This is a genomic window from Paraburkholderia sp. BL10I2N1 (assembly GCF_004361815.1).
Classification (GTDB): domain Bacteria; phylum Pseudomonadota; class Gammaproteobacteria; order Burkholderiales; family Burkholderiaceae; genus Paraburkholderia.
Window position 1 is genome coordinate 1,565,435 of the sequence record NZ_SNWA01000002.1, and the last position, 26,248, is coordinate 1,591,682.

Below are 26,248 nucleotides of genomic sequence, written 5' to 3' on the forward strand. Positions count from 1 at the left end.
TCTCCGCGCCCTCGTCAAACTTCTCCGGTGGCGGCAAGTGTGTCAACGTAGGCGATCGCACTGTTCCGTACTTTGACGGATCGAGGGCGGTCGTTGATCGGGTATTGCGCGGGGGTCCGGCAGATGGCAGTCGCGGGCCGCGCGGCACGAGCCCGTTCGCTGGACACGCCCGGAGCGCTCGGGTAGTGTCCTGCGCACTTCATATCGTCCTGTTGGAGGCGGCACCCAGGAGATCGAAACAGCGGTCGCCACCGAGACCGCGGTGCTGCAACACCACACCAGTCTCGGTCGGGACCGTTAGACATCTTGCACGTGACCGCGCGCGGGGCGAACTCATCGCAGGGAAAATGGTCAATGGACACGCTACACATGATGCGGATATTTGTTCGTATTGCAGAAGAGGGCAGTTTCACGGAGGCAGCTCAACGCCTGAATATCACGAACGCCAATGCGTCGCGGTCGATCGCGCAACTGGAGGCGCATCTGCGCACACGCTTGCTCAACCGCAGCACGCGCCGCGTCGCGCTTACCGAGGCCGGGCAGCGCTATCTTGAACGATGCGAGCGGATTCTCGCCTATGTCGAGGAGGCCGAGGCCGAAGCCGCTGATGCGCACGCCCGGCCGTCCGGAAAGTTGCGGGTGCATGCGACATCGAGCTTCGGCCAGACATACGTCTTACCGGAAGTCTTGCGCTATCGGGAACAGAATCCTGCAGTATCTGTCGAGCTGACGTTATCGCAGCACGTTCCGGACCTCCTCGACGAAGGCTATGACGTCTCGCTTCAACTGACTATGACGGATCTGCCCGATTCGGGCCTCGTATCGCATCGGCTCGGCGAAGTGCCCAGTGTGCTCTGCGCGGCGCCAGCCTATCTGAGACAACATGGCACGCCGCGCTCCGTGCAAGAGCTTCGGGGGCACGCTTGTCTACAGATCGTCGCGTCCGTGTTTCCGCGCGATCGCTGGCATCTGGAAGGACCACATGGCAGGGAAACGTTTGAATTTCCGCCAGCGGACCTTCAGGTGAACGCTATCGAAGCGCTGAGCGTTGCGCTGCGGGAGGGCGTTGGCATCGGCTCGCTCCCCATGGCGACGGCGTTGCCGGCGCTGCGCAGCGGCGCGCTAATCCACGTGCTGCCCGACTATCAGTTGCAGAAGCTGACCGCTTATGTGTTATACGCGTCACGCCAGTACCTCGATGCGAAGATCAAGACGTTCGTGGATTTCCTTCGGGAAGTCGTTCCGCAGGCGCTGGCGGCCGACCATGCGGCATTGTGCATGTCCGGCCAGCCGTGATCCAGCGCATCGCAGGCCACTCATTCCGGGGCGCGGCTGTCGCCTTACTTTAAGAGCAATAACGGGCGCACGTAAGCAAAGGAGCAGTCAGTAGATTGCTTACGCCGACGATATAGTCTTGCAGTCGTTCGATAGCGTGCGCCGTAAATGTTCGATTCGTTATCGGAGTTACTCCCAGGGCATAGTTGCCCCCGTCCGCCTCAAGCGCTATTTTATTCGAACGCGCTTGAGCAATTCCAGACACGCGGATCGAAGCAAGCGCAACGAATACAACCATCCGTCGAACAACATAGCCCGGCCTGATCGCGCCGTCGGGCGGAGCAAGACGGGTTCCGACGCCATGTCTATGCAGACACGCCCCGTCCCTCACAACGGGTGCCCGCACACACCAATCCGGACGACGTGTTTTCGAAAAAAAGTATCGCGAAACCCGGCTATTTGGATTAGTTTGCCTATCCCAATAGCAGCATTTTGGCGCATAACCTGGGCGATGCGATCTGCGTCAGAGAGATGGTGACGCGCCGGGCCGATACGGACCAGTCATACTTGCACCGTGCCGCAGTCACGCAGCGTCATTAATAGGTACTCCATATCGATCGACGCTTAACGGACGATGTTGGTCTGCTCTTCACCCCGCACGCAACGAAGGCATCGACGAGCTCCGGATCCTCAGGACCTTCCGCGACGGATACAGCCGCATCCGCGCGATCGCTGAACGCAAGGAAAACCTTCACATTTTGCATTTTGCCGCGGCCTCGACTGACTGCCGTACATTATGGGCAGGCCTTCCCGACACACAACGCTGCTTCAGCCGAAAGATCACGAATGACCCTACCTAGCTCTGCCGTTGCGGTCGCTGGCTTGCTACTTCGTGGGCGCACAAGCAGGAACGACCGAATGGGCGTAGACATCCGAACCAATGTGAGTCTCGCTTAGGACGACTGGCGCGCAGAATCCGCCAAGCGGATCTGGTGACGCGTAAGCACCGGAAAATCGGCTTTCAGCGCAGCGGTGAGATGGCCGTTCGTTGGCGCCGAGCGGGTGAGTAGATGGATGTCGGTATTGGTCCGTCAATCACACCCTTGACCCGACGCCGGGCCTGTTCCCCTTGTCGTGGCGTGGAAGCTTGCGGGCGAGTGTTCATCGTGCCGGTTCCTGCTGCCAGTTCAGAATCCAGCATTGATCTCTCCCATTGCGTAGCAGTTGGCGCGGGCGTCGGATAGTGCGTGATGCCGGCCGCCATGCGCACGGTAATAGCTTTCCAACCGGACGAAGTCGATCACCTCGCCAACGTGGCAAGCCTGCCAGCCGGCGGGCGGCCCATCGAGCAGATCGCACAGCAGCTCCCAGTCGCCCCCGTAGTCGAAGCACAGCATCCGCTCCGGTGCGTTGGCGAACTGATCGAGCCATGCGAGCAGCGCGACGCGCAGCGCCTTGCGCGTGAACACGCGGCCCGCATGCTGGCCGAGCTGCGGCAACACGGCCGCGCGCACGAATTCGCTGCAGCTGGGCATATCGAAGTCGGACCGCTCGCCGTAGAACTCGCGGCCGTCGTTGGCCACGAGCGCGACGCTGATCAGATCGCAGTCGATGAAATCCGTAAATTCGGTATCGACAAAAAGTCGCATGCGCTACCCCTCGAAATCAAAACCCCGCAGGGCATATCCCAGCCATGTTGACGCCGCTTTCCCTGTGGAAAGCACGTTGCGCTTCCCATAGGTCCGCCCTACGACGAATGAGATAGAAACCCTGAACCCCGACACAAGGCTGGCGCTTCTAGTTGCCCTCTTCGGTCTGTTCACGGGCGTTTTCCAGCCCGTCGAGCGCGTCAGTGAGCAACTTGCACAGCCAGTAAATGAACTCCTCCCAGCGGGCCGAAACGAGCGCCACCTGGCCATCCTCATCCACCCAGAAGGCGGGATTGGTCGATCCATCCGGGTCCGATGGAAATCGGGCCGATAGCCAACCTAGCAGCGCGCGGCATAGTTCGAGCGGCACATCGTGCAGATACACCACATAGCCCCATTCCGGCTCAGCAAACGGCACCCCCGCCTCCAGCCCGGCCTTGAGCGCGTGCGGCCGGGTGGCGTAGGTAAGCGGCGCTTCGGCTGCCGCCATCCCGGCGCGCAGCGCGGTGAGGTGTGTCGCGGTGGTGTCGCCTTCCGATGCGCCCGCCTGTCGCTCGTCCACGAGCGCCGCATCGAGCGTGGCCGTCATCCAGTCAATGAACGCCTCCCAGCTCAGCCACGTGTAGGCGAGCTTGCTCCTTGCATCGCGCCGCACCACGCGCGCCGGTGAGTCCCAATCGGTCCAGCCGTCGTGCGCGAGTAGCCAGCGCGGCAGCAGCTGGTCGCGAAACTCGCAGGGCGCATCGGTTGCGTAAAGCACCTTTTCGCTGTCGAGCTCGTGCGACGGCACGCCCGCAATGATGCCGAAGATGAACGCGTGATGTTTGTCCTTGATTGCCATGTCACGTATGCCCTCAATAGTGCGGAAAGCGCCCCTGCAGCCAGTTGGACCAGTCCCACGCCCTGGCGCATTCGCCCTCGCCGTGGATCACCGGACAGGCCGAGCCGCGCAGCGCGGCGCGAAATTCATCCCGCCACGGCTGCGGAATGTCGGCAAGCCGCACGTATGAGCTGAGACCCTCGCGCACCTGCACCGGCACCCCCTGCAGCTGCGCGGTGCGCTCCTCACGGGCGGCCAGCTGGCGCAGGCGATGGTGAATCGCGATCTGATCGCCTGTCGGCACGCCGTTCTGTTCATCGTCATGCAGGCGCAGCATGGCCACCTCGCCCGCCCGCACACCGGCCTCATGCATCAGCTCGGCCAGCTCACGCGGATCGTGCGCTTCGAGCGTCTGGCCACTGTCGAGCGTGGCGACCAGCACGCGGCGCACGTGATCACAGGTCACACGCGCACGCGGCCAGCTCGCCTCCGTAACCAGCTCGAGCGGCGGGGCGAAGTCGGGCGACGCGCCTACGCGACCCGCAAGTGCGCCGAAGCGCCTTGCCCGCAGCGCCTGTTGCTGGTCGCCGCGGCCTTCGTCCATGAAGCCGGGCGAGCCGCCGATCCATTCGCCCTTGATGTGCTGCCCGACCGCTTCATGCATATCGTCGGTCGACACTGGCTGTTCCGGCTTGTGGATGATGCCCGTCAGTTCCTTGACCATGTGTCTGCTCCGCCCCGCTGCCGGGGAATCGATCCAGTTTCAGATGCCAATGCCGTGCTCAAGGCGCATGAGCAGATCGCGCACCCGGTCATAACCGCTTTGCGTCGCCAGTGCATCCAGCGGCCGATTGCTATCCAGCAGGACCGCGGGGCGCAGCATCCACTGCATCGCGATCGCCGGGTCTTCGAGCACTTCGCTGGCCTGCGCATGAACGCTCAACACGCGTGCCGCGTGGTCAGCAAGGTCTTGTCCGGTCTCATCGTTGAAACCGGATTCGTCATTGCCAGACCAGACTGGACCGATTGCCCCTTCAAAACGCTGCACCGTGCCGCGCAGCTGTGACAACACCGGATCCGCTGCCGCGTTATGCCGCGTCGACGTGATCAACATGGCCAGTTCGTCAGCCGCAGCGTCGATCTCGGAGGGTGACTCATGATCGCCGCCGCCCTGAACCGCCGGCACATATGGCCCCAGGCGATCCCGCTCACGATGACCACCATTGACGACGATCGGCTGGGGGGCCGCTCCCGTTACGTCATTAAAGCCGCTTTCGTAGCCCTGCACAATGACGCGGGCCGACGCCGGCAGACGCTGCAGGATTTCGAGCAGTTCAGCGACAGTCATCATGTTTGGCTCCTCAGATGAACGCGCTCCCGTGAGCGCGGGCATCGTACAGCGCGTGATGTTCGCCACCATGTTCCGCGAAGTAGCCGGCAACGCGCCGGGCATCGAGTCTGTTACAGATGTTTTCCGTTTTCCAGCCACGGGGCAGCGGGCCACCGAGCAGATGCTCCACGAGCTGCAGATCGCCGTGAAAGTCGAAACACAGTACCGGCGTCGGTTTCGCTGGCACCCGGTTCAGCCAGTCCAGCAGTTCGCGGCGCAGCTGGTTGAACGGCATCGCGCGGTCCGGAAACTGGCCGAGCTGCGGCAGCACGGTCGCGCGCACGAAGTCGCTGCACAGCGGGTGCTCGAAGTCGGAGCACTCGCCATAGAACTCGCGCCCGTTCTCGCCGACGATCGCCATGCTGATGAGCTGGCAGGCGTCGAAATCCGTGAACTCCGTGTCGAGGAAATAGCGCGGCTTCCACGGGTCACGTGGACGGCGGTCAGGCAAAAGGGGACCATCCCCCGCTGCCGCAAGGTCCCTTGCAACACCGGGCCACGCCTCGCCAGCATAGGGCGCAGCCGGATCCCAACGGGCGAGCCGATCGGCGAGCTTCTTTTCGTGAGCCATCCGGACCTCCAAAGGGGTATGCGCATCGTCCGTGCGACGGGCCATCACCGGCTGTCGATGCCATTCTGAAATGTCCGGTTCGGAGGTGGGTTGCCGTAAATCGGTAGATTTGCGGTCGACGAAAACGCGCATGATCGGGACGGGCACATTTAGAACTTCAGCACTTCGGCCAGCATGTCCTGCACCCACGACAGGTAGTGTTCCCACACGTCCCACGGAATCGCCATGCGATCGGCCGCGTCGACGCGCAGCGCGTACGAGGACGAGTCCTCACACACGAGCGCGGGCTGCGACCAGAGCCAGCCGCGCAACGCGGACTCAAGCTCTAGCGGCACATCTTTCAGGAGCAGGACCGTTTCGCCGTCAAGGTTTTGCGACGGAACCCCGGCGGGAATACCGAACATGAGCGCGCGCAGCTTGTCCTGAAACGCCATCGCCCTACTCCCGACGCACGCGCAGATGGCGGGCGCGCCACTCGGCGAGAAACGCGAGCCGTTCATCGTCCGAAAGGAATCCAGCAAACGGCGCCGATTGCCGTAGATCAGTTGCATGCTCGCCCGGATCGGTCATCAGGGCGATCGTTGCATCGATGCCCTAGTCGATCGCGGCCCGCCACTCAATGAGGTACGGTGCCGCGTGCTGGTACCGGTCCGTTGCCATCCAGCGGTCCAGGTTTTCGCGCGCACGGTCGAACAGCGTCGGATCGCGCCGGATCTTCTCGGCAATGAGCCGGTGCAGTGCGAGGCTGTGCCGATGCTTCTCCAGATGCAGGTGTGCGGGATAAGCGGGCCCCTACGGCCCATCGCCTCGTGCCTTACCGTGCTACGATCGGCGCCCCAACCCGCACCTTGATACTCGATCAGCCAATAATTTCAAATGAAGGAAGGGCTGCGGATCCGATTGCTTTCGCGAGTTCGGCGGCTTGTTCCGCGGAACACTTCACTTCTACCGCCATCCATGCACCCATGATGAGGGTGCCACTGTGCTTGTAGTATTCGGCCTCAACTTGACCACCGATGTGCATTCGCGCAGAGAAACCGGAGCTATCGCAGGTAAGACTTAGCATATCTATCTGGCGATCTAATGCTGCTTCCACTTTTGGGCCAACGGCCAGTCGAGTCAGATAGTCGGCCTTTTTGACCTTTCGCTCCCTACGCATACATCACTCCTTCAAAGTATCTGACGATACAACCATCGACAGCGTCGATTGCGACCAAAGCTACCAAAATAAAAGTACTCCCATCACTACCGGAACAGTGTGTCGCAAGTCCGCCATGCTTCCCTACATGTGTTCGAAACAAAACGTACCTCTTGCGGCGATCAGTTAACCGGGTTTCTCGCATACCGGAACTGCCAAAGCGTTGTGCAAGAGTTCTTGCCGTCGTCGCCGCTGATTCGCGCGTCCATTAACAGGAGTGAGTTTACTACTCACCTTTTTGTTGAAACCGCCGTTTCCGTAAACGAATCATTCTTTCAACAGCTGGCCGCTTTCGAACTTCAAAGAGTTCAAGCACCACGAAAACTCTCGCTCGAGCGCGGCGTCGTTCCGCTCGAGCCATCACCTTGTCTCTGACGCTAACAAGCAGATCCGATTTATCACCTTGATAAGCCCTTGAAAGGGAGATCGAGAGATAGAACGAGCCTTGCCCGACCCAAGATGACAGTTCCCAGCCGGCGACGCTGCACGCCAGTACTGGTGCCGTGGATCGAGCCCGTAGGATGGAAAATAATTCGGTTGCGTCGCACGCAAACGCGCCCCCCAATTGCAGTCGACTCTGCTAAGGCTGACCGGCGGTTCAGAAAACGGCGTCACACACTGTCCAATGCCCGTAGGCGAACGACACGCGGTTCTGGTCGACACGGGTTAACATGCCGTTAACGATACTATAATCGCATATATGAGATTTTCAAGTCGTACGATCCACCTTTTGTTGACTACAGCAACACAGGTGGGACCGCAGGCAAAAGATGCGCGAGGGAGCGCCGAAGTGGGGATGCGTCAGCAAGACGCCGAAGGAGCGCGGAGAAGAACAAAGTTGAGGTCAAGTTACGTCAGTGAGATCCACGCGGAAATCCGTCCGTCCTAAGGCCCTCATGCACTGCAGATAAAACGCGAAGCTAAAGCTACCGCGAGACAGCTTGTTGGCGATGGATCGTTCGGTCTCGCGAACTCCAATATTCGCAAGTAATGTTGCCAGTTGCCGATAGCTCACCCCGTGCCGTACAAGCTCGGCACGAAGCACGTTTCTCGCCACCTGATACCAGTCCATCCGCCCCACCCCAGCAAAAAGGCGGATTATTCCTTGCCTATCTTGAATATGCTTTTATAATCTCATATATGCGACTTACGCGTTGAATATGAGATTTGCTCTTGCAGGCTACGAGACAAAGCATGTGAATGCCGCAACACAAGTTGCTAGCGGGCCGCCGTTGCAACTGCCGATGGATATGGATGGTCCCTGTAGCCCATATGCAGACCGTCGAATAAACGGCCGGGAGGTGCCTCGGTGTGACCCAAACCGCTTCGGGCACATCGCTTGGATGAGCTAGACACAGGTGGTCCCGGCTCTGAACGGATCAGTGCGTCGACAAAACGTCTACACACGACTTACTTTTTGGATATCGCCAACTAATCGACTGAGATTCTTCCGTTATTAGAGCAGGAGTCCACAATTATGTTGATCTTTCTCAACTTTGACGGTGTGTTACATCCCAATGCCGTACGATTCGAAAAGAAAATCAACCCGGCCCTAGACGCCCCACGACACCGCCTCTTTGAGAGCAACGATGCACTCGCGGAAGTCGTCGCAAACTTCACCGACTTACGTCTGGTACTTAATACGTGGTGGACATACTTTCTCGGATTCGATGAAAGTCTACGTCGTTTGCCAAAAACTCTGGCATCACGTGTTAGCGGGTCAACCCTTCAGCACGCCAGCTTCTACCAAAACCTTCCTCATCGCATCGCGATTGCAACGGAAGCAGTCCGCAATGTAGCCGAACCAGTCCTTATTCTCGATCACGCGGACGCCAGATATCCTGCGCATATCCTTCACGTCACCCTCCTCCTCGAACCTCAAATAGGTTTAGCTGACTCTCGGGCTGTTCAAGCACTTCATCGCCTGGTTTCCCGTGCGACAGAGCGGAGCCAGGTTCGCAGAGAACGCAAGCCCCCGAGAAAACAAACTGAACAATAGTGCTATCGGCAATGGCGCCCCGGGGATGCCCTGTGAAAAAACAATTGTCACCAGACCCACAATCGCCGGAAGGCTGGCCAGTAGGTTTCCCGCCGCGCTCGCAATTATTTGGTGTAACACCATATGGCTTCAACGGAGCGACGCGCGAGCACATTGTCAGTTTTTTCAGACGGACGTCGAATGCCCAGGCGTTACTCCCCCGCTCCCTCGCCTTTCATGCGATAGTCCCATCAATGGGAATTCCGACATTAATCTCGGCGGATTTCACAGCAGACGGGTGCTACCGTCTTAATATGTGTGGGCTGAGTGAAAGCGCCGCTCGCTGGGTTGACTTATTGAATCGGTTCACCTCTCGCTCCAACCTGCACTTATTGACATTGTCCTCGTTCAGAAACCTCCTATCATCGTATCAATTGATCGAGTCCGCGAACCGATTTTGTCCCCTATGCTACGTAGAGGACGAAACGGCCGGACGCAACAAATACGATCGACTCCTTTGGACAATACGTTGCGTAACCGCATGCCCCATACACGAACGTCAACTACTTCTTGAACCGAAAGCGAAGGGGCGACGCCCCCTTTCATTCACAGTTCCCGGCATATCACGGATCGATGGCAGCAGTCTTGCAAACTGCACTAGCAAACCGGCTTCCAAGTCCGAAGTAGAAACTGCTCGAATGGTAGCTGAATTGATCGACGACCTAGAAGTTAAAAGGCATAAGACATCACTCACAGCAAAGTATTTACAAGACGTGGTGAGCAACCAATTTGATGGAAATTCCGCCGCTCTTGCGCACCACCTTGCAGCCTCCAAGTCGCAAGTTCATGGTTGGATGCACAACAAAATCTTGCCAAGTCTGTCGTGCGTGGCTCGAATAGCTATCGCCTTCGATTGCACCATATCGGACGTTATCTCCGGATATACGGATAGTCTGCGAGTACATCATCAGAGCGAATTTCCCCGTGGCCTGTTTGGCCTCGCGCGACGATCCGGATATAAGACGCCCCTAAAAAGGCTAATCGCCTCCCTCAATGAGTACATTAGATGTAATCCCGACTCGAACGCAAAGGAAGCAGCGAATCACCTCGATGTATCGCCGAAATTCCTACGCGGTAATTTTCCGGAGCAAAACAAAGCACTGGTTGCCGCAGGCCGTCACCATCGGCTGCGAATCGCACAATCGAGGCTAGACGCCAAGTATCAAGCATACGAGAAACTACATCTCGCCTTGAAAGAAAATGGAACGTACCCATCCAGAAGAACGGTGGTGACACTACTCAAAGAGCAGGGGGTTTGTCTGACGTTTGCAGAGGAGCGGTACGCAACAAAGAGCGCACGAGCCAGCAATAACTACAAGCAGTAGCCGTTCGAATACAACGTCCAACGCTCTGCATCCGAAGTCTAAAAGGGCGCCGATATTCGCTCGGCTGGGCGGTGGGCAAGGTTACCTGTTTTACGAGGGTCGAGAGTGTTGGTCTCGGCGCTTTCGCGCTTGCATTGGAAAAGGTCAACAGCAGAAAATCAAACACGACGAAGGTCCATTCGCGGGCGCCGGCGTCTCACAGGTGCCGTCTAGCATCCAAGGAAGTTCATTTCGTCCCGAAGCGCTTCCCCTCCACACATCGTCGATCCTCAGCTTCTACCTCACCCAAAGCCTATCTTACCGGTCATCAGGGCCGCTGCACCTCGGGTGCCGGAAGATTGCCCCCAGCGCTCCTGCCCGCGTTCCGACTCAGGCTCGCTGTGCAGACGCCGTCCGTCATAGCGAGCTCCGATGTTCCGATGTTCCGATGTTGTTTCGGAGCAAAATGTTGCCGATTGACTAGGCGTCGTCGAGATGTTTGGAACAACGCCCAAATTTGTCTGCCGAGCGGCGCACAACGAGCGCTTTTTACCACAGCGGATATGGAAATCTGCCTTTTCGTCTCGTGTGGTCGCTTCAGGCCGGCGGTTAACTCTGAAATTGAATGCGCCCACATAGCGTAGGATCCTTTCGTCCTGACACACACGGGAGGGAGGGAGGGAGGGAGGGCTGGAGCCTCGTCGCAAGCCCCGCCTCTGACAACAGGAGTCTTTGCTATCAGGCAGCGCGGAGCGATTCAAAAAAATCACCGGTAGCGTGCGAAGAGAAAATCTTGATGCATCAACTTGAACGTTGCGTCTCGCAGACGCAGAAAAAAGTCATCAAATCGTTGACGTTCACACCGTAAATTTGGATATTGGTTCACGCAGAAACGAAAATACAAATATTTTTTTGCACTTTACTACGTACTCCTAATCACATGATTTGCGTAGTTCGGCAGATAGAGACGTTGACTACCGCACTATCGTCGCCTATGGTCATGCGACGAGGAACGTGCTCCCAAAATTGGCACGCGGACTCCAAAACTTTTCCTTCGCGAAATGTCTCCTTTCCCCTAAGCCGATCAAAAGCCACGTCTGCGTGAGGGAGGTGAAAATGAGGATCGAACTGCCGATCAAACGCAAGCCGATCTCCGTCTGGCAGGCAAACGAGAAGCAATGGATGGAGAACCGTCCCCTTGGATCTGCGAAGCCATACACAGACGATAACGAGCGGCGAAAAGCTCTAGCCGAATGGGGCACACCCCCCACTGGGGTGGATTACATACTCCGATCGGCGCGGGAGGCGCCTACACGGAAATTGCCCGGCACCGGCGGAAACGTCATATCGCGTTACACATCAAAGAAGATGGGGAAGCGGCTTGCAACGGAAAGTAGACGGGTCGAATTCCCTGCTGTGATCAAGGCCGATTTTGACGGATTCACACGTGAATTTTACTGCCAGCCAGTTCAAGTGGCTATCCCGAGGACCATTCGTAGCACCGGACGGAATGGCAAAGTAACTGAGTATCGCCATGACGTCCCCTACACACCGGACATCCTCCGCTTGACAAACTACGGTCCATTTGTAGAAGAATGGAAAACTGAGCATGAACTGATTCGGCTAGCGAAAAAGCAGCCTGATCGCTTCTTTAAACGTGATGGGACATGGTACTGCCCAGAACGAGAGACATATTTCAAATCGCTCGGAATCACCTTTTGCCTTCGCTCTTCCGCTGAACACGACGACCTGTTCGCAGCCAATCTCGAGCATCTCTCTGCATACTTGATTGACGAAGTCCGTCCCGTTTCTGACGATACCTTGCTTGCTATAAGAACGCTTCTCGATAAACGTGGCGGGGCCATGAGTTTTGCTGCGTTAAATCATGCGGCATATGAAGACGACACACCATGGAACGAGAACATTGAGCTTGAGACGCCTCGTGGAAGATTCCGCATCGATGACGTCTGGAAGGCTATCGCTGACCAGCAAGTGTTTGTCGATCTGGAGTACAACGACCTCTCCGAACCTTACACGACCGTTATCTGCTCGACATCAGAACAATTAGAACTTGTCAAATGGCGCCGTCCTCCGCCTCACGCCGTTTCGACTCATTTCTTGCTGACCGTCGATATTGGAACTGAGTTCATGTTTCGAGGTCGCTCTGAGGTGTACACAGTCACGGCACTACCAGAAGGAAAAGTCCTTTACCGTGACTCGGCAGCTAACGTATTCGAGGTCTTATCAGAAAAACAGTTTCAGTCTCTCATGTTTTCTGATGACGTTCAGCTGCTTTCGCCGCAAAAAAACATCGATGAATTACTTGCGGAGAATCCGCCCATCAGCGACGAGAGGATTAACAAGGCCAACCGTAGATTCGAATTATTGAAAAGGCTCGAAGAAGTCGAGGTTCCTTACACGTGTTGCAAACGAACAATTCAACGCTGGCAAAAGAAAAAGCGCGAAGCAGGAGACTCATTGCCGCTTCAGAAGCTTAATTTAATTCCTGGGCGACCTGGAGGACGTGGCCCACAAATCTCACAAAGTGTTATTGACCTAATCAAAGAGACAGTGACCGGCGGTAACAATCCAACGAACCCGTCCGTGCGCAAAAGCTTTCAGGAGTTCACGGCTCTTTGCAAGGAACGGGGATTAAGACCCTGCTCCCGAAATACGTTCTATCAACGTTCTTCACAGTTCCGCAATGATCGAGCGCGCGAGGGTGCGCGCCGTGCCTACAATATGGAGCCCGCTGTATGGTATCTGCACCGGCTCGACAAGATTCATGGAGGACGGCCATTCCACCGGGTCCACATCGACCACACCAAGGTCGACGTGGTAGTAAAAACGCAAGGGAAAGGCGGCCGCATATATAAACTACGCGCATGGCTTAGCCTTGTGATGGACGCAGAGTCACGAGCGGTCCTGTCCTTTTATCTTGCGGCCCATCAACCAAGTGCGGTGAGCTGCATGATGGCCCTGCGCGCTATGGTCGCGCGACACAAGCGCGTGCCGGATTTTATCGTGTGTGACAACGGCCCAGAATTCCATTCGAAGGCTTTTGATCGATTCTGCGATCTCAACGACATCACCGTCGATTACAGGCCAGCGCATCAATCACGATTCGGCAACGTACTCGAGCGCCTTTTTGGTATCACGAACACCAGATTCATTCACGACCTGATAGGCAACACGAAGGCTACCGCACACGTACGAACAATGACGCGTTCCGTAGACCCAATGAACGCTGACCACCTCTCCTTCGTTGAGTTTCATGGCCTTCTGGATTACTTCTTCTTTGTGGAATACAACCGGGAGACGTGCCACCCTGCACATGACCATACGCCAGAACAATATATGCACAAGCGATTCATGGAAACGGGCAGGCGTCTCACTCGGCTTCGGCCATACGATACCCAATTCATACTGCAAACGTTGATTCCAAGCACTCGCGGTACACACAAGATCAATCCAACATCGGGTGTACTGCTTTGGCGCATATGGTATTGGGCAGATGAATTTGCGGCGGCGCGTTATAAAAAAATGAAAGTTGAGGTGTACATCGACATGTGGGATGTCAGTGTGGTGTACGCCATCGTCAACAAGAAGTGGGTGAGATGCGTATCGAGCTTGTTGCTTCGCTACCGCAGCATGACCTCGATCGAGTTGCGCTATGCCCTTTATGAGGTCCGCCTACGACTGAAAGCTTCTCCGAACGAAAATTTTGAGTCGGTGCTCGATGACGTCTTTGCCGATCATGTTCTGCCACCCGCCGCGGAAGCCACCGCCGCTACCCGAATGCTCTACGGGCGGGCGGGCCTGACCGCCGTCCTACCTCCTGAACAGGGTACGACAGGGTCCCGCAGGGACCGCTACGATGGATTCGATGAAACCAAAAATAACATTATCGAATCCCATAGTCAGGACATCGATTCAAATATATATCAATCCCCAAAAGAGTTCAAACTTGATTACGCAACTCTTCCAGTTAGAAAACCAACCTGAGAGGGCACGTCGAGTGCTTCCGACGCGTTCCGACAACATCCAGCCTTACCGGCGAACACTCCGACAGGCTAGATTTATATCGCATTTTTCATCGTACCCAAGCGATCAAGACTTCTCGAATTAATCTAGATGCAATGGATGAAACCGCATTATTGAAAACACTGGAGTTGAACATGATCAGCAAAGAGCAAGCCATAGCGGGTTCACGCGGGGATAAAAACGACTACGTAAGAAATCTTCTAATTCCTCATAGTACCTTGAATACGATCTTGGAGGAAGTGGAAGTACTTATGGAACAATTTGGGGGGCTTTCCATTATCTTGATCGTCGGCCCGACGGGATGGGGAAAATCAGCTTTCGGCCGGAAACTGCTAAGGGATCTCATCCAAATCTATGCATATCAAATTCAAGAAGATCCCTCAATCATCCCTGCGGTGATGGTCGATGTAGATTCTGCAGATAGGAGATACGGGATAGATTTCGGTTTTCTTTATGCGCGAATCTGCATGGCGCTGCTGGCGCCCAGTGTCCTGGATGGATTCGGCATGCCTCAAAATCTTGGGAGACCACTCGATCCGACTGAAAATAGCCGAATGACGCTTGAAAACGCTATCGTAGGTCGGAAACTCCAGCATCTGATACTTGATGAGGTAATTCATTTTCTGAACTCGGCAACTCCTCCGGTTCACTATGGAAATCTTCTAAAATCGCTTTCAAATCGGTCCAACTTCCATCTGGTGTTAATCGGTGCCTATGGAAGCGAGGCATTAATACACGCAACCGCTCAATTAGCTCGCCGGATCACCGTCATACACTGCCCTCGGTATAAACAGTGTAAAGAAGATTTCGAAGAATATGCGACGTTCATTAAATCCGTGGCGGCACACATGCCATATCACTTCGAGATCGACTTACAGCACGACGTCGAATACATGTTCGAGGGTACGTTTGGATTACCCGGCGCGTCCGTGCAAGTGATCCTGGAGGCTGCCGCGCGTTGTTCGAAAGAGAAAAGACCAAGATGGAGCAAAACTAATCTTGTGAAATCGATGCCATCGCTTGAGGAGCATCGCCAAATAGCGATGGAGACATTACGCGGCGAAGAGCGCATCCAATCATATCTCCAGGGTGAACTAGTCAAGACTTACCCAACAGAAGCGGAGCTCCGCAGGGAGTTGGACCAAGAGCGGCATGAGGATAGCCAGCTGAATCGGCGTCGCGGTCAATGACTACTCCGATTACTTTAGTGAGCGTCCCTGGCGGGTGGCCTGATGATTCTCCTCCTCGGTCAGCTTGCTTTGGCTTGGTCCCTGAGGGAGAGAGCGGGGAGAGCTATGAGAGCCTTACAAGTTATCTACGTAGATTGAGTGCCTTTCACGGAATATTTCCGGGGACATTTGCCTGCTATGTCGTTGGACCCCTATTGCATGAACATGAGACGAGCGCACTGGTGCAAGGTCGCGAATTCCTCACCATGAATGGCATTAGCGGACGTGCGGCAGCTTGCGTCACCGCGCTCGAGAGACTCACAATGCGCACTGACCTCACTTCGAGAACATTGCTTCCGCTACGCACCTGTGTCCCCTCCGCCAAACTTCTTTCCAGGCAAGAGCGCTTCTGCCCCTCCTGTTACAGGGACGACGAATCCGTAGGTCGCTCAAAGTACAATCGCTTGCTTTGGACGATTCACTGTGTCGAAGCCTGTCCCCTCCACAATGTTCTTCTCGAGACGGTACCCAACGCACGCAAACGCGACCCATATACGTTCTGGCTCCCTGGAGTGTCTCGTATCGATGGCACTAGTCTTGCCAATCAGGAAACTAGAAAGGCCAGCGAGGAGCAAATCCGATCCGCGCATTTGGTCACGGAATTGTTGGATGAGATACACCAATGTCCCGAAAAATTCGCCAATGCCAATCGAACTAGCGAATTTATACAACATGCTGCAAACACGCTGTTCGACGGCAAACTAGCTCGGTTAGCTAAGTATCTCGGCAACAAACACGTTATCGACCAATGCTGCCGCTATCGCCGCCGCCAGATGTCGCTTCCTATGCTGACCACTATCGCAGACCGTTGTGGTTGCAAGATATCCGACGTCGTGCTTGGAAACAACTTAAAATTACGCAAGATGTATGAAAACGCTAACGCTAGCGTCGTGCTATTTCGCCACCGCGGGGTCCGAACATTCAAAACTTCAGACGCCTTGATTGCAGAGCTAGAAAAACGTTATAAATTAGGATTGCTTAAGAATCTAAGTCAGGCCTGCAGACTTCTCGATGTGAATCAAAATTGTTTGCACATACTTGCCCCAGACTTTGCAACGATGCTAGTGCATCGGGGACAGGAATCGAGACGGGCGGAAAAGTTGGCGCGCAAAGAAGAGGGCTTCAACGAATACTGGAAATACTTTCAAGAACTGCTCGGGGAAGACATAAAGCCAACGCGGAGCAAAGTTGCGGAGCGGATTTTTCAGCGTACCGGAGTAAAGAGAGATTTTGTATACAGCAAATTCCACACGAGAGCATTGGGACTCGCGAAATCATCGACCGTAAGAGTTGACAAAAATGCTCGCGGAATGCCTCCCGTCAAAAATCGGGGCAGATCAAAAACAACCAATTCGTGTCGTAAACGACATTAATTGATGAACTCTACACCGACTTTCCCCCTAACCCTTGTCAATGCGGGGCGGAAGGCAGCCGGAGTCGAACCGACCAAGGAATGTCTGACACCCCCTACTGGGTTTGAAGCCCAGCCGCACCACCGGATACGGATGCCTTCCTTAACGAAGAACCCTCAGCCGCGTAGTCACAAAGCTTACAGGACATCGCGCAGGCGGCTATCGGTACGCAACAGGTGGACGTCACGCTGGAAGCGAGTATACCCAACGCGGTCGAAGAACTCCAAAATCTGGATCGATCGCTTGCGACCAAGACCCGCGGCATCGCGAAATGCGGATGCGCCTGTTCCGCCGCCACCTCGCGCCGCCAGTTCGGCAACGAGGCCAGCAAGTTCCCGCACCACGTCGCGATGATAGAAAAGATCGCGCACCACCTGATAGACGTCCCCTTGCCGTGCGAGCTTGCGCAGCACCTGTCGCACGCGATCCTCGGGCTCATTGACGGCGGCGGCCAGATCGCGCACCCATGGCGGGTCGAAGCGCCCTTCCGCGATGAGCGGCAACAGAGCGCGTGCCAACACCTCCTCCGACGCATCGAACGTGACGGTATGGTTCGGCAGATGCAACCACGGCCCGCTGCGCAGCACCGCACCATCCGCGACGATCGCGTCAATCAAGGCGCGCCACAACGCGTCGGACAGTAGCGGCGCTACGATGCGTCGCAGGCGGGCCGCGTCGGGTCCCTGCTCGTCAGGTGAGCGCGCGTGAAAGTTCTGCAAGGCATCGAGAACCTGCTCACGCATCCGCTCCCAGTGACGGCTCATCACGATAAACGCATTGTCAGCAGTCTTGCCGTGCAAGGGAATTTCGATCGCACCGGCTGGCAGAACAAGCGCCTGCGCGGGCAGGCCGGTCACGTGCATCAGCGTCGGGCGCAGCATGCCGCGCGGCGACTGTTCGAGCAACTCGTCGAGGCGCCCTTCGTCGAGCCACGTCGTGAGCGCATCGAGCCAGGCGCGTCGCTGGGGCGTGCGTCGCTTACGCGCGGGGCCGAACGGATCGAGCACGCGCCCACCACCCGCGGTACGCGTCGCCTGTGCATTGCGCACGATGAAGCGGTCGCCCGGCAACGCGCTTACCGGCGTGTCGAACACCAGTTGCACACGTGCCGTATTGCCCGCCGTCAGCGTGTCGCCCTCCAGCAGCGCGACGTGCGCCACGCGATGCGTCGTGCCCAGATGAACATGCAACGGCGCCCAGTGCTGCAATGTGATGCCGGCGTCCGCGAGCAGCGTCAGATCGACATCGAGTCGCTCCGACGGCTCAGCGAGCCGTGCATCGACGACCCAGTCGCCGCGCGATATCGAGTCCCTGTCGATGCCGGCGAGATTCAACGCGCAGCGCTGGCCGGCCCGGCCGGTATCCGCGCGCTGGTTCTGGGCGTGAATGCTGCGCACGCGGACCGGCGTACCGGCGGGCGCCAGCATCATCGTGTCACCCGTGTTGACGCGCCCCGCGAATACCGTGCCGGTGACGATCGTCCCTTGTCCCGCCAGCGTGAACACGCGGTCGATGGCGAGCCGGAACAGGCCGTCGTCGCGACGCGCACGCCACGCGATCGCGGCCGCTCGCAGATGCGCGTTCAGTGCAGCTACGCCTGGATCGTCAGGCTCAGTCGCATTCGTTACGAAGACCGGCGCACCGGCGAACGACGTCGATGCGAGCCACGCGTCAATCTCGCCGCGAACCTCGGCGAGGCGCGCCGCATCGACGCGATCCGTCTTGGTCAAGGCCACTGCGCCTCGCGCGACGCCGAGCAGTTGCAGGATGGCGAAGTGTTCACGCGTCTGCGGCATGATGCCGTCGTCTGCGGCGATCACCAGCAAGGCGAAATCGATGCCGCACGCGCCCGCCACCATCGTATGCACGAGCTTCTCGTGACCGGGCACGTCGATCAAACCCAGCACATCGCCATTGTCGAGCGGCGTGTAGGCGTAACCGAGTTCGATCGAAATTCCCCGCGCCTTCTCTTCCTTGAGCCGATCCGTATCGACGCCAGTCAGCGCGCGCACCAGGGTTGTTTTGCCGTGATCGATATGGCCGGCTGTGCCGACGATCATGCGCGCAACTCCTGGCATTGCGCGACGAAGACGGCTTCGTCGGCGGCTTCGAGACAACGCAGGTCGAGGCGCACGGCATCGTCCGCGACACGGCCGATCACCGGACGCGGCAATCCGCGGAGCGCTTTTTCGAGTTTTTGCAGCGCACTGCCGCTCCGTTTGCCCGACGCATTGCGCACGACGAGCCCATAGCTTGGCAATTGATCGACTGGTAAGGCCCCGCTGCCGATCTGGCTGAACATCGGTTCGGCCGTCACGGCGTATCGATCACCGAGCGCCTGCTGCAGCACCGGCAGCACGCGCTCGGCAGCAGCACGCGTGTCTTCGGCAGGCCGCGTGAGCAGACGCAAGGTGGTAAGGCGCTCGCGCAGAAATTCCGGCGCCCGATACAGACGCAGAACCGGTTCGAGTGCGGCGAGCGTGAGCTTGCCGACGCGCAGCGCCCGTTTTAGCGGGTGCTTCTTGAGCTTGCCGATCAACTCCTTGCGACCGACGATCAGCCCCGCCTGCGGGCCACCAAGCAGTTTGTCGCCGCTAAACGTGACGAGGTCGGCGCCGGCCGCCACCGTCTCGCCCACGGTCGGCTCGTCCGGAAGCCCCCACTGCGCCAGATCGACGAGCGTCCCGCTGCCAAGATCGACGGCGATGGGCAAGCCATGTTCGCGGGCGAGCGGCACCAGTTGCTGAAGCTCGACCGTCTTCGTAAAGCCACTGATCGCGTAGTTGCTGCAATGGACTTTCATCAGCATCGCCGTGCGCGGGCCAATGGCTTCCTGATAGTCCTTCAGATGCGTGCGGTTGGTCGTGCCGACTTCACGCAGGCGTGCACCCGCGCGGCTCATGATGTCGGGAATCCGGAACGCGCCGCCGATCTCGACCAGTTCGCCGCGCGACACGATCACCTCTTTCTTCGACGCCAGCGCCGACAAGGTCAAAAACACGGCCGCCGCGTTATTGTTCACAACGGTAGCGGCTTCAGCGCCGGTCAGTTCGCAGATGAGACCGTCGATCGGATCGTCGCGGTCACCGCGGCGACCGGTTGCAAGATCGAACTCGAGATTGGCGGGACGCGTGAGCACGTCGACGACCGCGCGCACGGCTTCGTCGGGTAGCAATGCGCGACCGAGATTCGTGTGCAGGATCGTGCCCGTGAGATTGAACACGGTGCGCAGGCGGCTTTGCGCGCGTTCGGCCAGCATGCAGGCGACTTCGGCCGCAATCCGGGCCTCGTCGAGCGTCGCGGGCGGTGCCGCGGCGTGCGCAACGCCGGCCAACGCGCTGTTGCGCCAGGCATCCAGCGTCGCGCGGACGGCGGCGAGCACCTGCGTGCGGCCGTATGCGTCGATACACGGCTCTAGCGCCGCCGACGACATCACCCGTTCGACCGACGGTACCCGCGCGAGCAGCGCGTTCAATTCGTGACCCGATACTTCGCTCACACGCGATCCTCCGCTTATGCCTCCGATGGCACTTCGGGCCATAGTAGCGGATTCGGCGCACTACGTTGATAACCGGCTTCGTTCATCAGAAGGTCGAGCGTGAGGCTGGCGAGATCGTCCGCGAGCGGCTCGATGTCGTAGTCCTTTTCCTGATAGCCGATCTTGCGATACGTGTGGCACTCGTCGCAGGATTCAGCCTTCAGTGCTTCGTTACCGCCGGCGATGCCGTGAAAGGCGATGCCTTTGGTCGAATCACAGTTGGAGCACTTCGTGCGGACCATGTGCCATTCATTCGCGCACAGGCCGCATTGCAGGTAGCGATAGCCCTCATACTGACCGCCGATGCGCACGATGCTCGCCACCGGCAGCCAACCGCAAACCGGGCAGAGACCAGGTGTGTCGAGGTACGGGATGTCGCGTTGATCGAGACGGCTCGCCAGATCGGTCCATACGACCTGCAGCGCAGCCATGATGAACGGCGCGCCGGCAGGGTCGATTTCGCTGTAGCGCTGCGCGAGGATGGCGTCGGCTTGTGCGTCGAGATCTGCGTCGCCTCTTGCGCGAAGCGTGTCGAGGACTTTTGCCAATGCCGGGGTGACCGCGCCTGCGGCTTCTACCTTGTCCAGCAGGCGATGCAGCACGTCGCGCCAGGCCGGATCACGGTCTGACGCCAGTGCAGGGACTAGCGGCATCGAATGTTTCTGCGCTTTGGCAATCGCTTCTGCTGGTGGCATCGTGGCCTCGAAGCTCGATAGCACTTTTTGCTGCGCGTCGGCCAGTGAAGCCATCAGGTGAACGTATCCGCCGATCGGATTGCTGTCGGCGAGTTTGCGCATGCGCGCGGCCCGGGTCGCGAATACGGTTGCCCGTTCGGGCTGGCGGATTCGGGGGATCGCTGACGCGTCCAGAGATTCGATCTGGCCTGGTTCCAGGATGCGTTGCACCATGTTTTCGCCTCTTTCCTTTGTTTCCTTGCTTGCGGGCTTTTCGTTTCTTTGGGTGCAGATTATCTTGTCGATTTACTGGCGTTGCCCCTGTGCGGGTCCTTCCGATCACAGCACCATGTCGTCGATCATGTGGGAGAGCATCGCGGCGTCCACGCCGTGCAGGTCCATGAACGTCGTGCGCACGGTCAGCAAGTCAAACCGCTATTTAACACTTTCCCGAAACCATCGCGGATGATGCTTCCGCGCCCACCCATAAGTAACCGTCCCACGCACCATCGCGCCAACAGACCCCTTGATCCAGATAGCCGCATAGATGTGCACAATAATCCCGCAAATCAAAACGAACGCGGCAAAAGCATGCACGACAGCAGCCAACCGAGTCACGCCGATGGGAAAGTAGAAAGAAAAATACCGTCGCCAGATCACAATCCCGCTGCAAAGCAGCAGAACCAGACACGCCACCATGACAAAGAACAGCAGCTTCTGCCCGGCGTTATAGCGCCCGATCTCGGGCAACTTGTCTTCGCGATTGGCGATCACATCTTCGAACTGCTTAAGCCACTGAATATCGCTCTGATCCAGATAATTGTGATGCCAGAACCGCAACACAAGAATCAGAAACGAAACAAACATCACAAGGCCAACAAACGGATGGAGAATCCGCGTCCACTGCCCGCCGCCAAACAGGGCAGTAAGCCAGAACAGCGACGGATGAAACAGCGCCAGCCCGGACAGGGCGAGCAAAACAAACGTAATCGCGGTTATCCAGTGGTTGGTGCGCTCGTTAGGCGTATAACGAACGATCAGGTTCGGTTCGTCATGTTTCATCTGAGGGCTCCTTGATCCGACGTGCCTCGTCACGCGCAGCCAGTTCTTCCTCTTCCGTCACTTCGTTCGGACCGACACGCGTGTAATGGAAGAATCCAGCCAGCGCGGTCAACGCAATACCCGCGACCGCCAGCGGCTTGGCAATCCCCTTCCACAGCCCCACCAGCGGGCTGATCCTCGGATTGTCCGGCAGGCCGTGATAGAGCGACGGCCTGTCTGCATGATGCAGCACATACATCACGTGCGTACCGCCGACACCCTGCGGATCGTACAGCCCGGCATTCTCGAACCCACGCTCCTTCAGGTCGACGATACGCTCGGCGGCGTGCTGCTTCATGTCTTCCTTGGTGCCGAACACGATCGCACCTGTCGGGCACGTTTTCACGCACGCCGGCTCCTGGCCAACCGCAACGCGATCCGAGCACAGCGTGCATTTATACATACGATGATCTTTCTTCGAAATGCGCGGAATGTTGAATGGACAACCGGCGATGCAATAGCCACAGCCGATACAGTTTTCCTCATGAAAATCGACGATGCCGTTCGTGTACTGGACGATCGCGCCTGGCGCAGGGCACGCCTTCAGGCAGCCCGGGTCATCGCAATGCATGCAGCCGTCCTTGCGGATCAGCCATTCGAGGTTGCCGTCCGGGTTCTCGTATTCGGCGAATCGCATCACCGTCCACGAATGCTCGGTCAGGTCGGGCGGGTTATCGTAGACGCCGACGTTCCTGCCGATTTCGTCGCGCAGGTCGTTCCACTCCATGCATGCCGTCTGACATGCCTTGCAGCCGATGCACTTGGTGACGTCGATCAGCTTCGCAACGCTGCCCGTAACCGGCTCGCGCGCTGACGGCGGCTGCACCGTGGTGGCCGACACGCGTCTGATATCGAGCGATTGCAGTGCCATCGTGTTCTCCTTTCGCGTGTTCAGGCTTTCTCGACTTTCACGAGGAAAGACTTGAATTCCGGCGTCTGCGTATTGCCGTCGCCAACCACTGGCGTGAGCGTATTGATCAGATAGCCCGGCCTCGCGATGCCCTTGAAGCCCCAATGCAACGGAATGCCGACGGTCTGCACCTTCTTCCCGTCAATCATCAGAGGTTTGATGCGTTTGGTGACCACAGCAACCGCGACGATGTGTCCGCGATTAGACGACACCTTCACGCGGTCGCCCGCCACCACGCCGACCTCCTTCGCGAGATCCTCGCCGATCTCGACGAACTGCTCCGGCTGGATGATCGCGTTCAGCCGCACGTGCTTGGTCCAGTAGTGAAAATGCTCGGTGAGCCGGTAGCTCGTCGCTGTGTGCGGGAAGTCCGCCGCCTTGCCGAACGCCGCGCGATCGTTCGGGAACACACGGGCAGCCGGGTTGCTCGTCGCCTGGGCGTTTTGCGGATGCAGCGGGTTGTAGCCGAGCGGCGTCTCGAACGGCTCGTAGTGCTCAGGGAATGGACCTTCGGCCATGGCATCGCGCGCAAAAAACCGCGCGACGCCTTCCGGGTTCATGATGAACGGTCCCATGCCGTTTTCGGGCGGCTCGTCGGCCTTGAAATCGGGAATGTCCGAGCCCGTCCATGCCTTGCCGTTCCACGCGATCAGCTTGCGCGACGGGTCGAACGGCTTGCCGTTTACGTCGCACGACGCGCGGTTGTAGAGGATCCGCCGATTCGCCGGCCACGCCCACGCCCAGCCAAGCGTCTGGCCAACGCCCGTCGGGTCTGCATTGTCGCGTCGCGCCATTTGATTACCGGCTTGCGTCCATGCTCCGCAGAAGATCCAGCAGCCGCTCGACGTGCTGCCGTCGTCTTTCAGTTGCGCGAAGCCTGAGAGCTGTTCACCCCGCTTCACGAGCACCTTGGTCGCGTCCTTCGGGTCCGTCAGGTCTGCCAAAGCCCTGCCGTTGAATTCCATCGCTACTTCTTCCGGGCTCGGCGCCGACGGAGCCGCATAGGGCCAACTGAGATTGACCACCGGGTCCGGGAATTTGCCGCCCTGATCCTTGTACAGCTTGCGGATCAGCACGAACAAGCTCCCCATGATCTCCAGATCGGTCTTCGCCTCGCCCGGCGGCGCGGCGCCCCGCCAGTGCCATTGCAGCACGCGCCCGGAGTTGACGAGCGAGCCGTTCTCCTCGGCAAAGCAGCTGGTCGGCAGCCGGAACACTTCGGTCTGGATCTTCGACGCGTCGACGTCGTTGAACTGCCCATGGTTCTTCCAGAACTCCGACGTCTCGGTCGCGAGCGGGTCCATGATGACCAGCCACTTCAGCTTCGAAAACGCGGCGGTCATCTTTGCCTTGTTCGGTGCAGCGGCAAGCGGGTTGAAGCCCTGCGCAACATAGCCGTTCATCTTGCCCTGGGACATCAGCTCGAACACCTGCAACATGTCGTACTGCTTGTCGAGCTTGGGCAGATAGTCGTAGCCCCAGTTGTTCTCGGCGGTCGCCGCGTCGCCCCACCACGCCTTCATCAGACTAACGAAGAAGCCCCGATAGTTTCTCCAGTAGCTCAACTGGTTCGGCCGCAACGGCTGCGCCGCGCGCTTTTCGATGTAGGCATCGAATTCCTGCTCGGGTTGCGACGGCAGCGTCATGTAGCCCGGCAGCAGGTTCGACAGCAGACCGAGATCAGTCAGCCCCTGAATGTTCGAGTGGCCGCGCAACGCGTTCATGCCGCCACCCGCAACGCCGATGTTACCCAGCAGCAGTTGCACCATCGCGCCCGTGCGGATCATCTGCGAACCGACCGAGTGCTGGGTCCAGCCGAGCGCATACATGATGGTGGCGGTGCGTGTCGGCGACGCGGTCGAGGCGAGCATTTCGCACACCTTCAGGAACTTGTCCTTAGGCGTGCCGCAGGTCTTCTCGACCATCTCGGGCGTGTAGCGCGAGTAGTGCTGCTTCATCAGGTTGTAGACGCAGCGCGGATCCTGCAGCGTCGGATCGACCTTCACGAAGCCGTCGTCGCCGCGTTCATAGTCCCATGTCGATTTGTCCGGATACGCGTGCTTGTCCGCGTCGTAGCCGGAAAAGATGCCGTCTTTGAATGCGAAATCCTCACGGACGATGAACGGGAAGTCCGTGTAGTTCTTCACGTACTCGTGCTGGATCTTGTCGTTCGTCAGCAGGTAATTAATGATCCCGCCAAGGAAGACAATGTCCGTGCCGGTGCGAATCGGCGCGTAAAAGTCAGCGACCGATGCGGTGCGCGTAAAGCGCGGATCGACCACGATCAGGCGTGCCTTGCGGTGCGCCTTCGCTTCGGTGACCCATTTGAAACCGCATGGGTGCGCCTCGGCCGAATTGCCGCCCATGACCAGAATAACGTCCGCATTCTTGATGTCGACCCAATGATTCGTCATCGCTCCACGGCCAAACGTCGGGGCAAGACCTGCCACCGTCGGGCCGTGTCAGACACGCGCCTGGTTGTCGAATGCAAGCAACCCAAGACTGCGGGCCACCTTGTGCGTCAGGTATCCTGATTCATTGCTGCTTGCCGATGCGGCCAGCATACCTGTCGTCAGCCAGCGGTTGACCTTCTTGCCGTCTTCCGTGGATTCGACGAAGTTTGCGTCGCGGTCTTCCTTCATCAGTTTGGCGATGCGGTCAAGCGCGTCTTCCCACGAGATGCGCTCCCACTTGTCCGAACCGGCCGCCCGGTATTCCGGATGCGTGAGACGGCTCTCACTGTGAATGAAATCGATGAGGCTCGCGCCCTTCGGACATAGCGTGCCGCGATTGACCGGGTGATCCGGGTCGCCTTCGATATGGATGATGCTGGTAATGGCGTTCTTCGCGCCGTCGCCGAGACCGTACATCAAAATACCGCAGCCGACAGAACAGTACGGACAGGTATTGCGTGTTTCAGTAGTTCGCGCCAGTTTGTATTGCCGGACTTCGGCGAGTGCGACGTCCGGCGAGTAGCCCATCAAGGCTAGACTCGATCCGGCCAGCGTGGTCGCCGTGACCTTGAGGAACTGACGCCGGGACATCTGGACCATGGTCGCCCTCGGCTTCGTTTGGTGGTGGGGGGTATTGAAAAG

General features: G+C 58.1%; 20 protein-coding genes and 1 tRNA gene. 6 read left to right on the plus strand and 15 right to left on the minus strand.

Annotation, left to right across the window (positions count from 1 at the left end; genetic code table 11):
- Positions 1-354: 354 nt before the first annotated feature.
- Entirely contained in the window at positions 355-1,296 is a 942-nt protein-coding gene (locus B0G77_RS29090) for a LysR family transcriptional regulator (RefSeq protein ID WP_133665360.1), read from the plus strand.
- A gap of 1,166 nt (positions 1,297-2,462) precedes the next feature.
- Here the strand turns inward: B0G77_RS29090 and B0G77_RS29100 are convergent.
- From B0G77_RS29100 to B0G77_RS44690, 8 genes are all read right to left on the minus strand, one after another.
- Positions 2,463-2,924, minus strand: coding sequence for a 3'-5' exoribonuclease (locus tag B0G77_RS29100; protein WP_133665361.1), 462 nt, complete (start codon positions 2,922-2,924; stop codon positions 2,463-2,465).
- Between the two features lie 148 nt (positions 2,925-3,072).
- A complete protein-coding gene (locus B0G77_RS29105) occupies positions 3,073-3,765 on the minus strand; it encodes a hypothetical protein (RefSeq protein ID WP_133665362.1) in 693 nt (230 codons plus the stop codon).
- Between the two features lie 13 nt (positions 3,766-3,778).
- A complete protein-coding gene (locus tag B0G77_RS29110) occupies positions 3,779-4,468 on the minus strand; it encodes a hypothetical protein (RefSeq protein WP_133665363.1) in 690 nt (229 codons plus the stop codon).
- A 39-nt stretch (positions 4,469-4,507) separates the two neighbouring features.
- Entirely contained in the window at positions 4,508-5,095 is a 588-nt protein-coding gene (locus B0G77_RS44685; RefSeq protein ID WP_243751262.1) for an antitoxin Xre/MbcA/ParS toxin-binding domain-containing protein, read from the minus strand.
- Between the two features lie 10 nt (positions 5,096-5,105).
- A complete protein-coding gene (locus tag B0G77_RS29120) occupies positions 5,106-5,705 on the minus strand; it encodes a 3'-5' exoribonuclease (RefSeq protein WP_133665364.1) in 600 nt (199 codons plus the stop codon).
- Between the two features lie 149 nt (positions 5,706-5,854).
- Positions 5,855-6,256 carry a hypothetical protein gene (locus B0G77_RS29125; protein WP_166656300.1) on the minus strand — a complete coding sequence of 134 codons (402 nt, stop codon included), beginning with the start codon at positions 6,254-6,256 and terminating at the stop codon, positions 5,855-5,857.
- 308 nt (positions 6,257-6,564) lie between these two features.
- Positions 6,565-6,864: a hypothetical protein gene (locus B0G77_RS29130; RefSeq protein ID WP_133665366.1), complete on the minus strand. Its 300-nt coding sequence runs from the start codon at positions 6,862-6,864 to the stop codon at positions 6,565-6,567.
- An 883-nt stretch (positions 6,865-7,747) separates the two neighbouring features.
- The gene (locus B0G77_RS44690) at positions 7,748-7,975 is read right to left on the minus strand and encodes a DUF6471 domain-containing protein (RefSeq protein WP_133665367.1); all 228 of its coding nucleotides are present in this window, start codon (positions 7,973-7,975) and stop codon (positions 7,748-7,750) included.
- A 405-nt stretch (positions 7,976-8,380) separates the two neighbouring features.
- Here B0G77_RS44690 and B0G77_RS29140 point away from each other — a divergent pair, with 405 nt between their 5' ends.
- The 5 genes from B0G77_RS29140 to B0G77_RS44700 all read left to right on the plus strand — a co-directional run bounded on the left by B0G77_RS29140 (position 8,381) and on the right by B0G77_RS44700 (position 16,891).
- Positions 8,381-8,902, plus strand: coding sequence for an HAD domain-containing protein (locus tag B0G77_RS29140; protein ID WP_133665368.1), 522 nt, complete (start codon positions 8,381-8,383; stop codon positions 8,900-8,902).
- A gap of 677 nt (positions 8,903-9,579) precedes the next feature.
- Positions 9,580-10,266 (plus strand): hypothetical protein, encoded by a 687-nt coding sequence (locus B0G77_RS44695; protein WP_243751263.1) that lies wholly within the window; start codon positions 9,580-9,582, stop codon positions 10,264-10,266.
- 1,095 nt (positions 10,267-11,361) lie between these two features.
- On the plus strand, positions 11,362-14,250 hold the full coding sequence (locus B0G77_RS29150) for a DDE-type integrase/transposase/recombinase (protein WP_133665370.1): 2,889 nt from the start codon (positions 11,362-11,364) through the stop codon (positions 14,248-14,250).
- Between the two features lie 173 nt (positions 14,251-14,423).
- Positions 14,424-15,479, plus strand: a complete 1,056-nt coding sequence (locus B0G77_RS29155) for a TniB family NTP-binding protein (protein ID WP_133665371.1) — start codon at positions 14,424-14,426, stop codon at positions 15,477-15,479.
- 551 nt (positions 15,480-16,030) lie between these two features.
- A complete protein-coding gene (locus tag B0G77_RS44700; RefSeq protein ID WP_243751264.1) occupies positions 16,031-16,891 on the plus strand; it encodes a hypothetical protein in 861 nt (286 codons plus the stop codon).
- 48 nt (positions 16,892-16,939) lie between these two features.
- Here B0G77_RS44700 and B0G77_RS43510 read toward each other — a convergent pair.
- The 7 genes from B0G77_RS43510 to fdnG form a co-directional block, all read right to left on the minus strand.
- Positions 16,940-17,032: transfer RNA gene (locus B0G77_RS43510), tRNA-Sec, on the minus strand.
- A 35-nt stretch (positions 17,033-17,067) separates the two neighbouring features.
- A complete protein-coding gene (gene selB / locus B0G77_RS29165; RefSeq protein WP_133665373.1) occupies positions 17,068-18,990 on the minus strand; it encodes a selenocysteine-specific translation elongation factor in 1,923 nt (640 codons plus the stop codon).
- Positions 18,987-20,429: an L-seryl-tRNA(Sec) selenium transferase gene (gene selA, locus B0G77_RS29170; RefSeq protein WP_133665374.1), complete on the minus strand. Its 1,443-nt coding sequence runs from the start codon at positions 20,427-20,429 to the stop codon at positions 18,987-18,989. The genes selB and selA overlap by 4 nt, the downstream gene beginning before the upstream one ends.
- A gap of 14 nt (positions 20,430-20,443) precedes the next feature.
- Positions 20,444-21,376: a formate dehydrogenase accessory protein FdhE gene (fdhE, locus tag B0G77_RS29175; RefSeq protein WP_133665375.1), complete on the minus strand. Its 933-nt coding sequence runs from the start codon at positions 21,374-21,376 to the stop codon at positions 20,444-20,446.
- Between the two features lie 201 nt (positions 21,377-21,577).
- A complete protein-coding gene (locus B0G77_RS29180) occupies positions 21,578-22,204 on the minus strand; it encodes a formate dehydrogenase subunit gamma (protein WP_133665376.1) in 627 nt (208 codons plus the stop codon).
- Positions 22,194-23,114, minus strand: coding sequence for a formate dehydrogenase subunit beta (gene fdxH / locus B0G77_RS29185; RefSeq protein ID WP_133665377.1), 921 nt, complete (start codon positions 23,112-23,114; stop codon positions 22,194-22,196). The genes B0G77_RS29180 and fdxH overlap by 11 nt, the downstream gene beginning before the upstream one ends.
- A gap of 20 nt (positions 23,115-23,134) precedes the next feature.
- Complete coding sequence (gene fdnG, locus B0G77_RS29190; RefSeq protein WP_166656302.1) at positions 23,135-26,206, minus strand: formate dehydrogenase-N subunit alpha; 3,072 nt, start codon at positions 26,204-26,206, stop codon at positions 23,135-23,137.
- Positions 26,207-26,248: the final 42 nt, after the last annotated feature.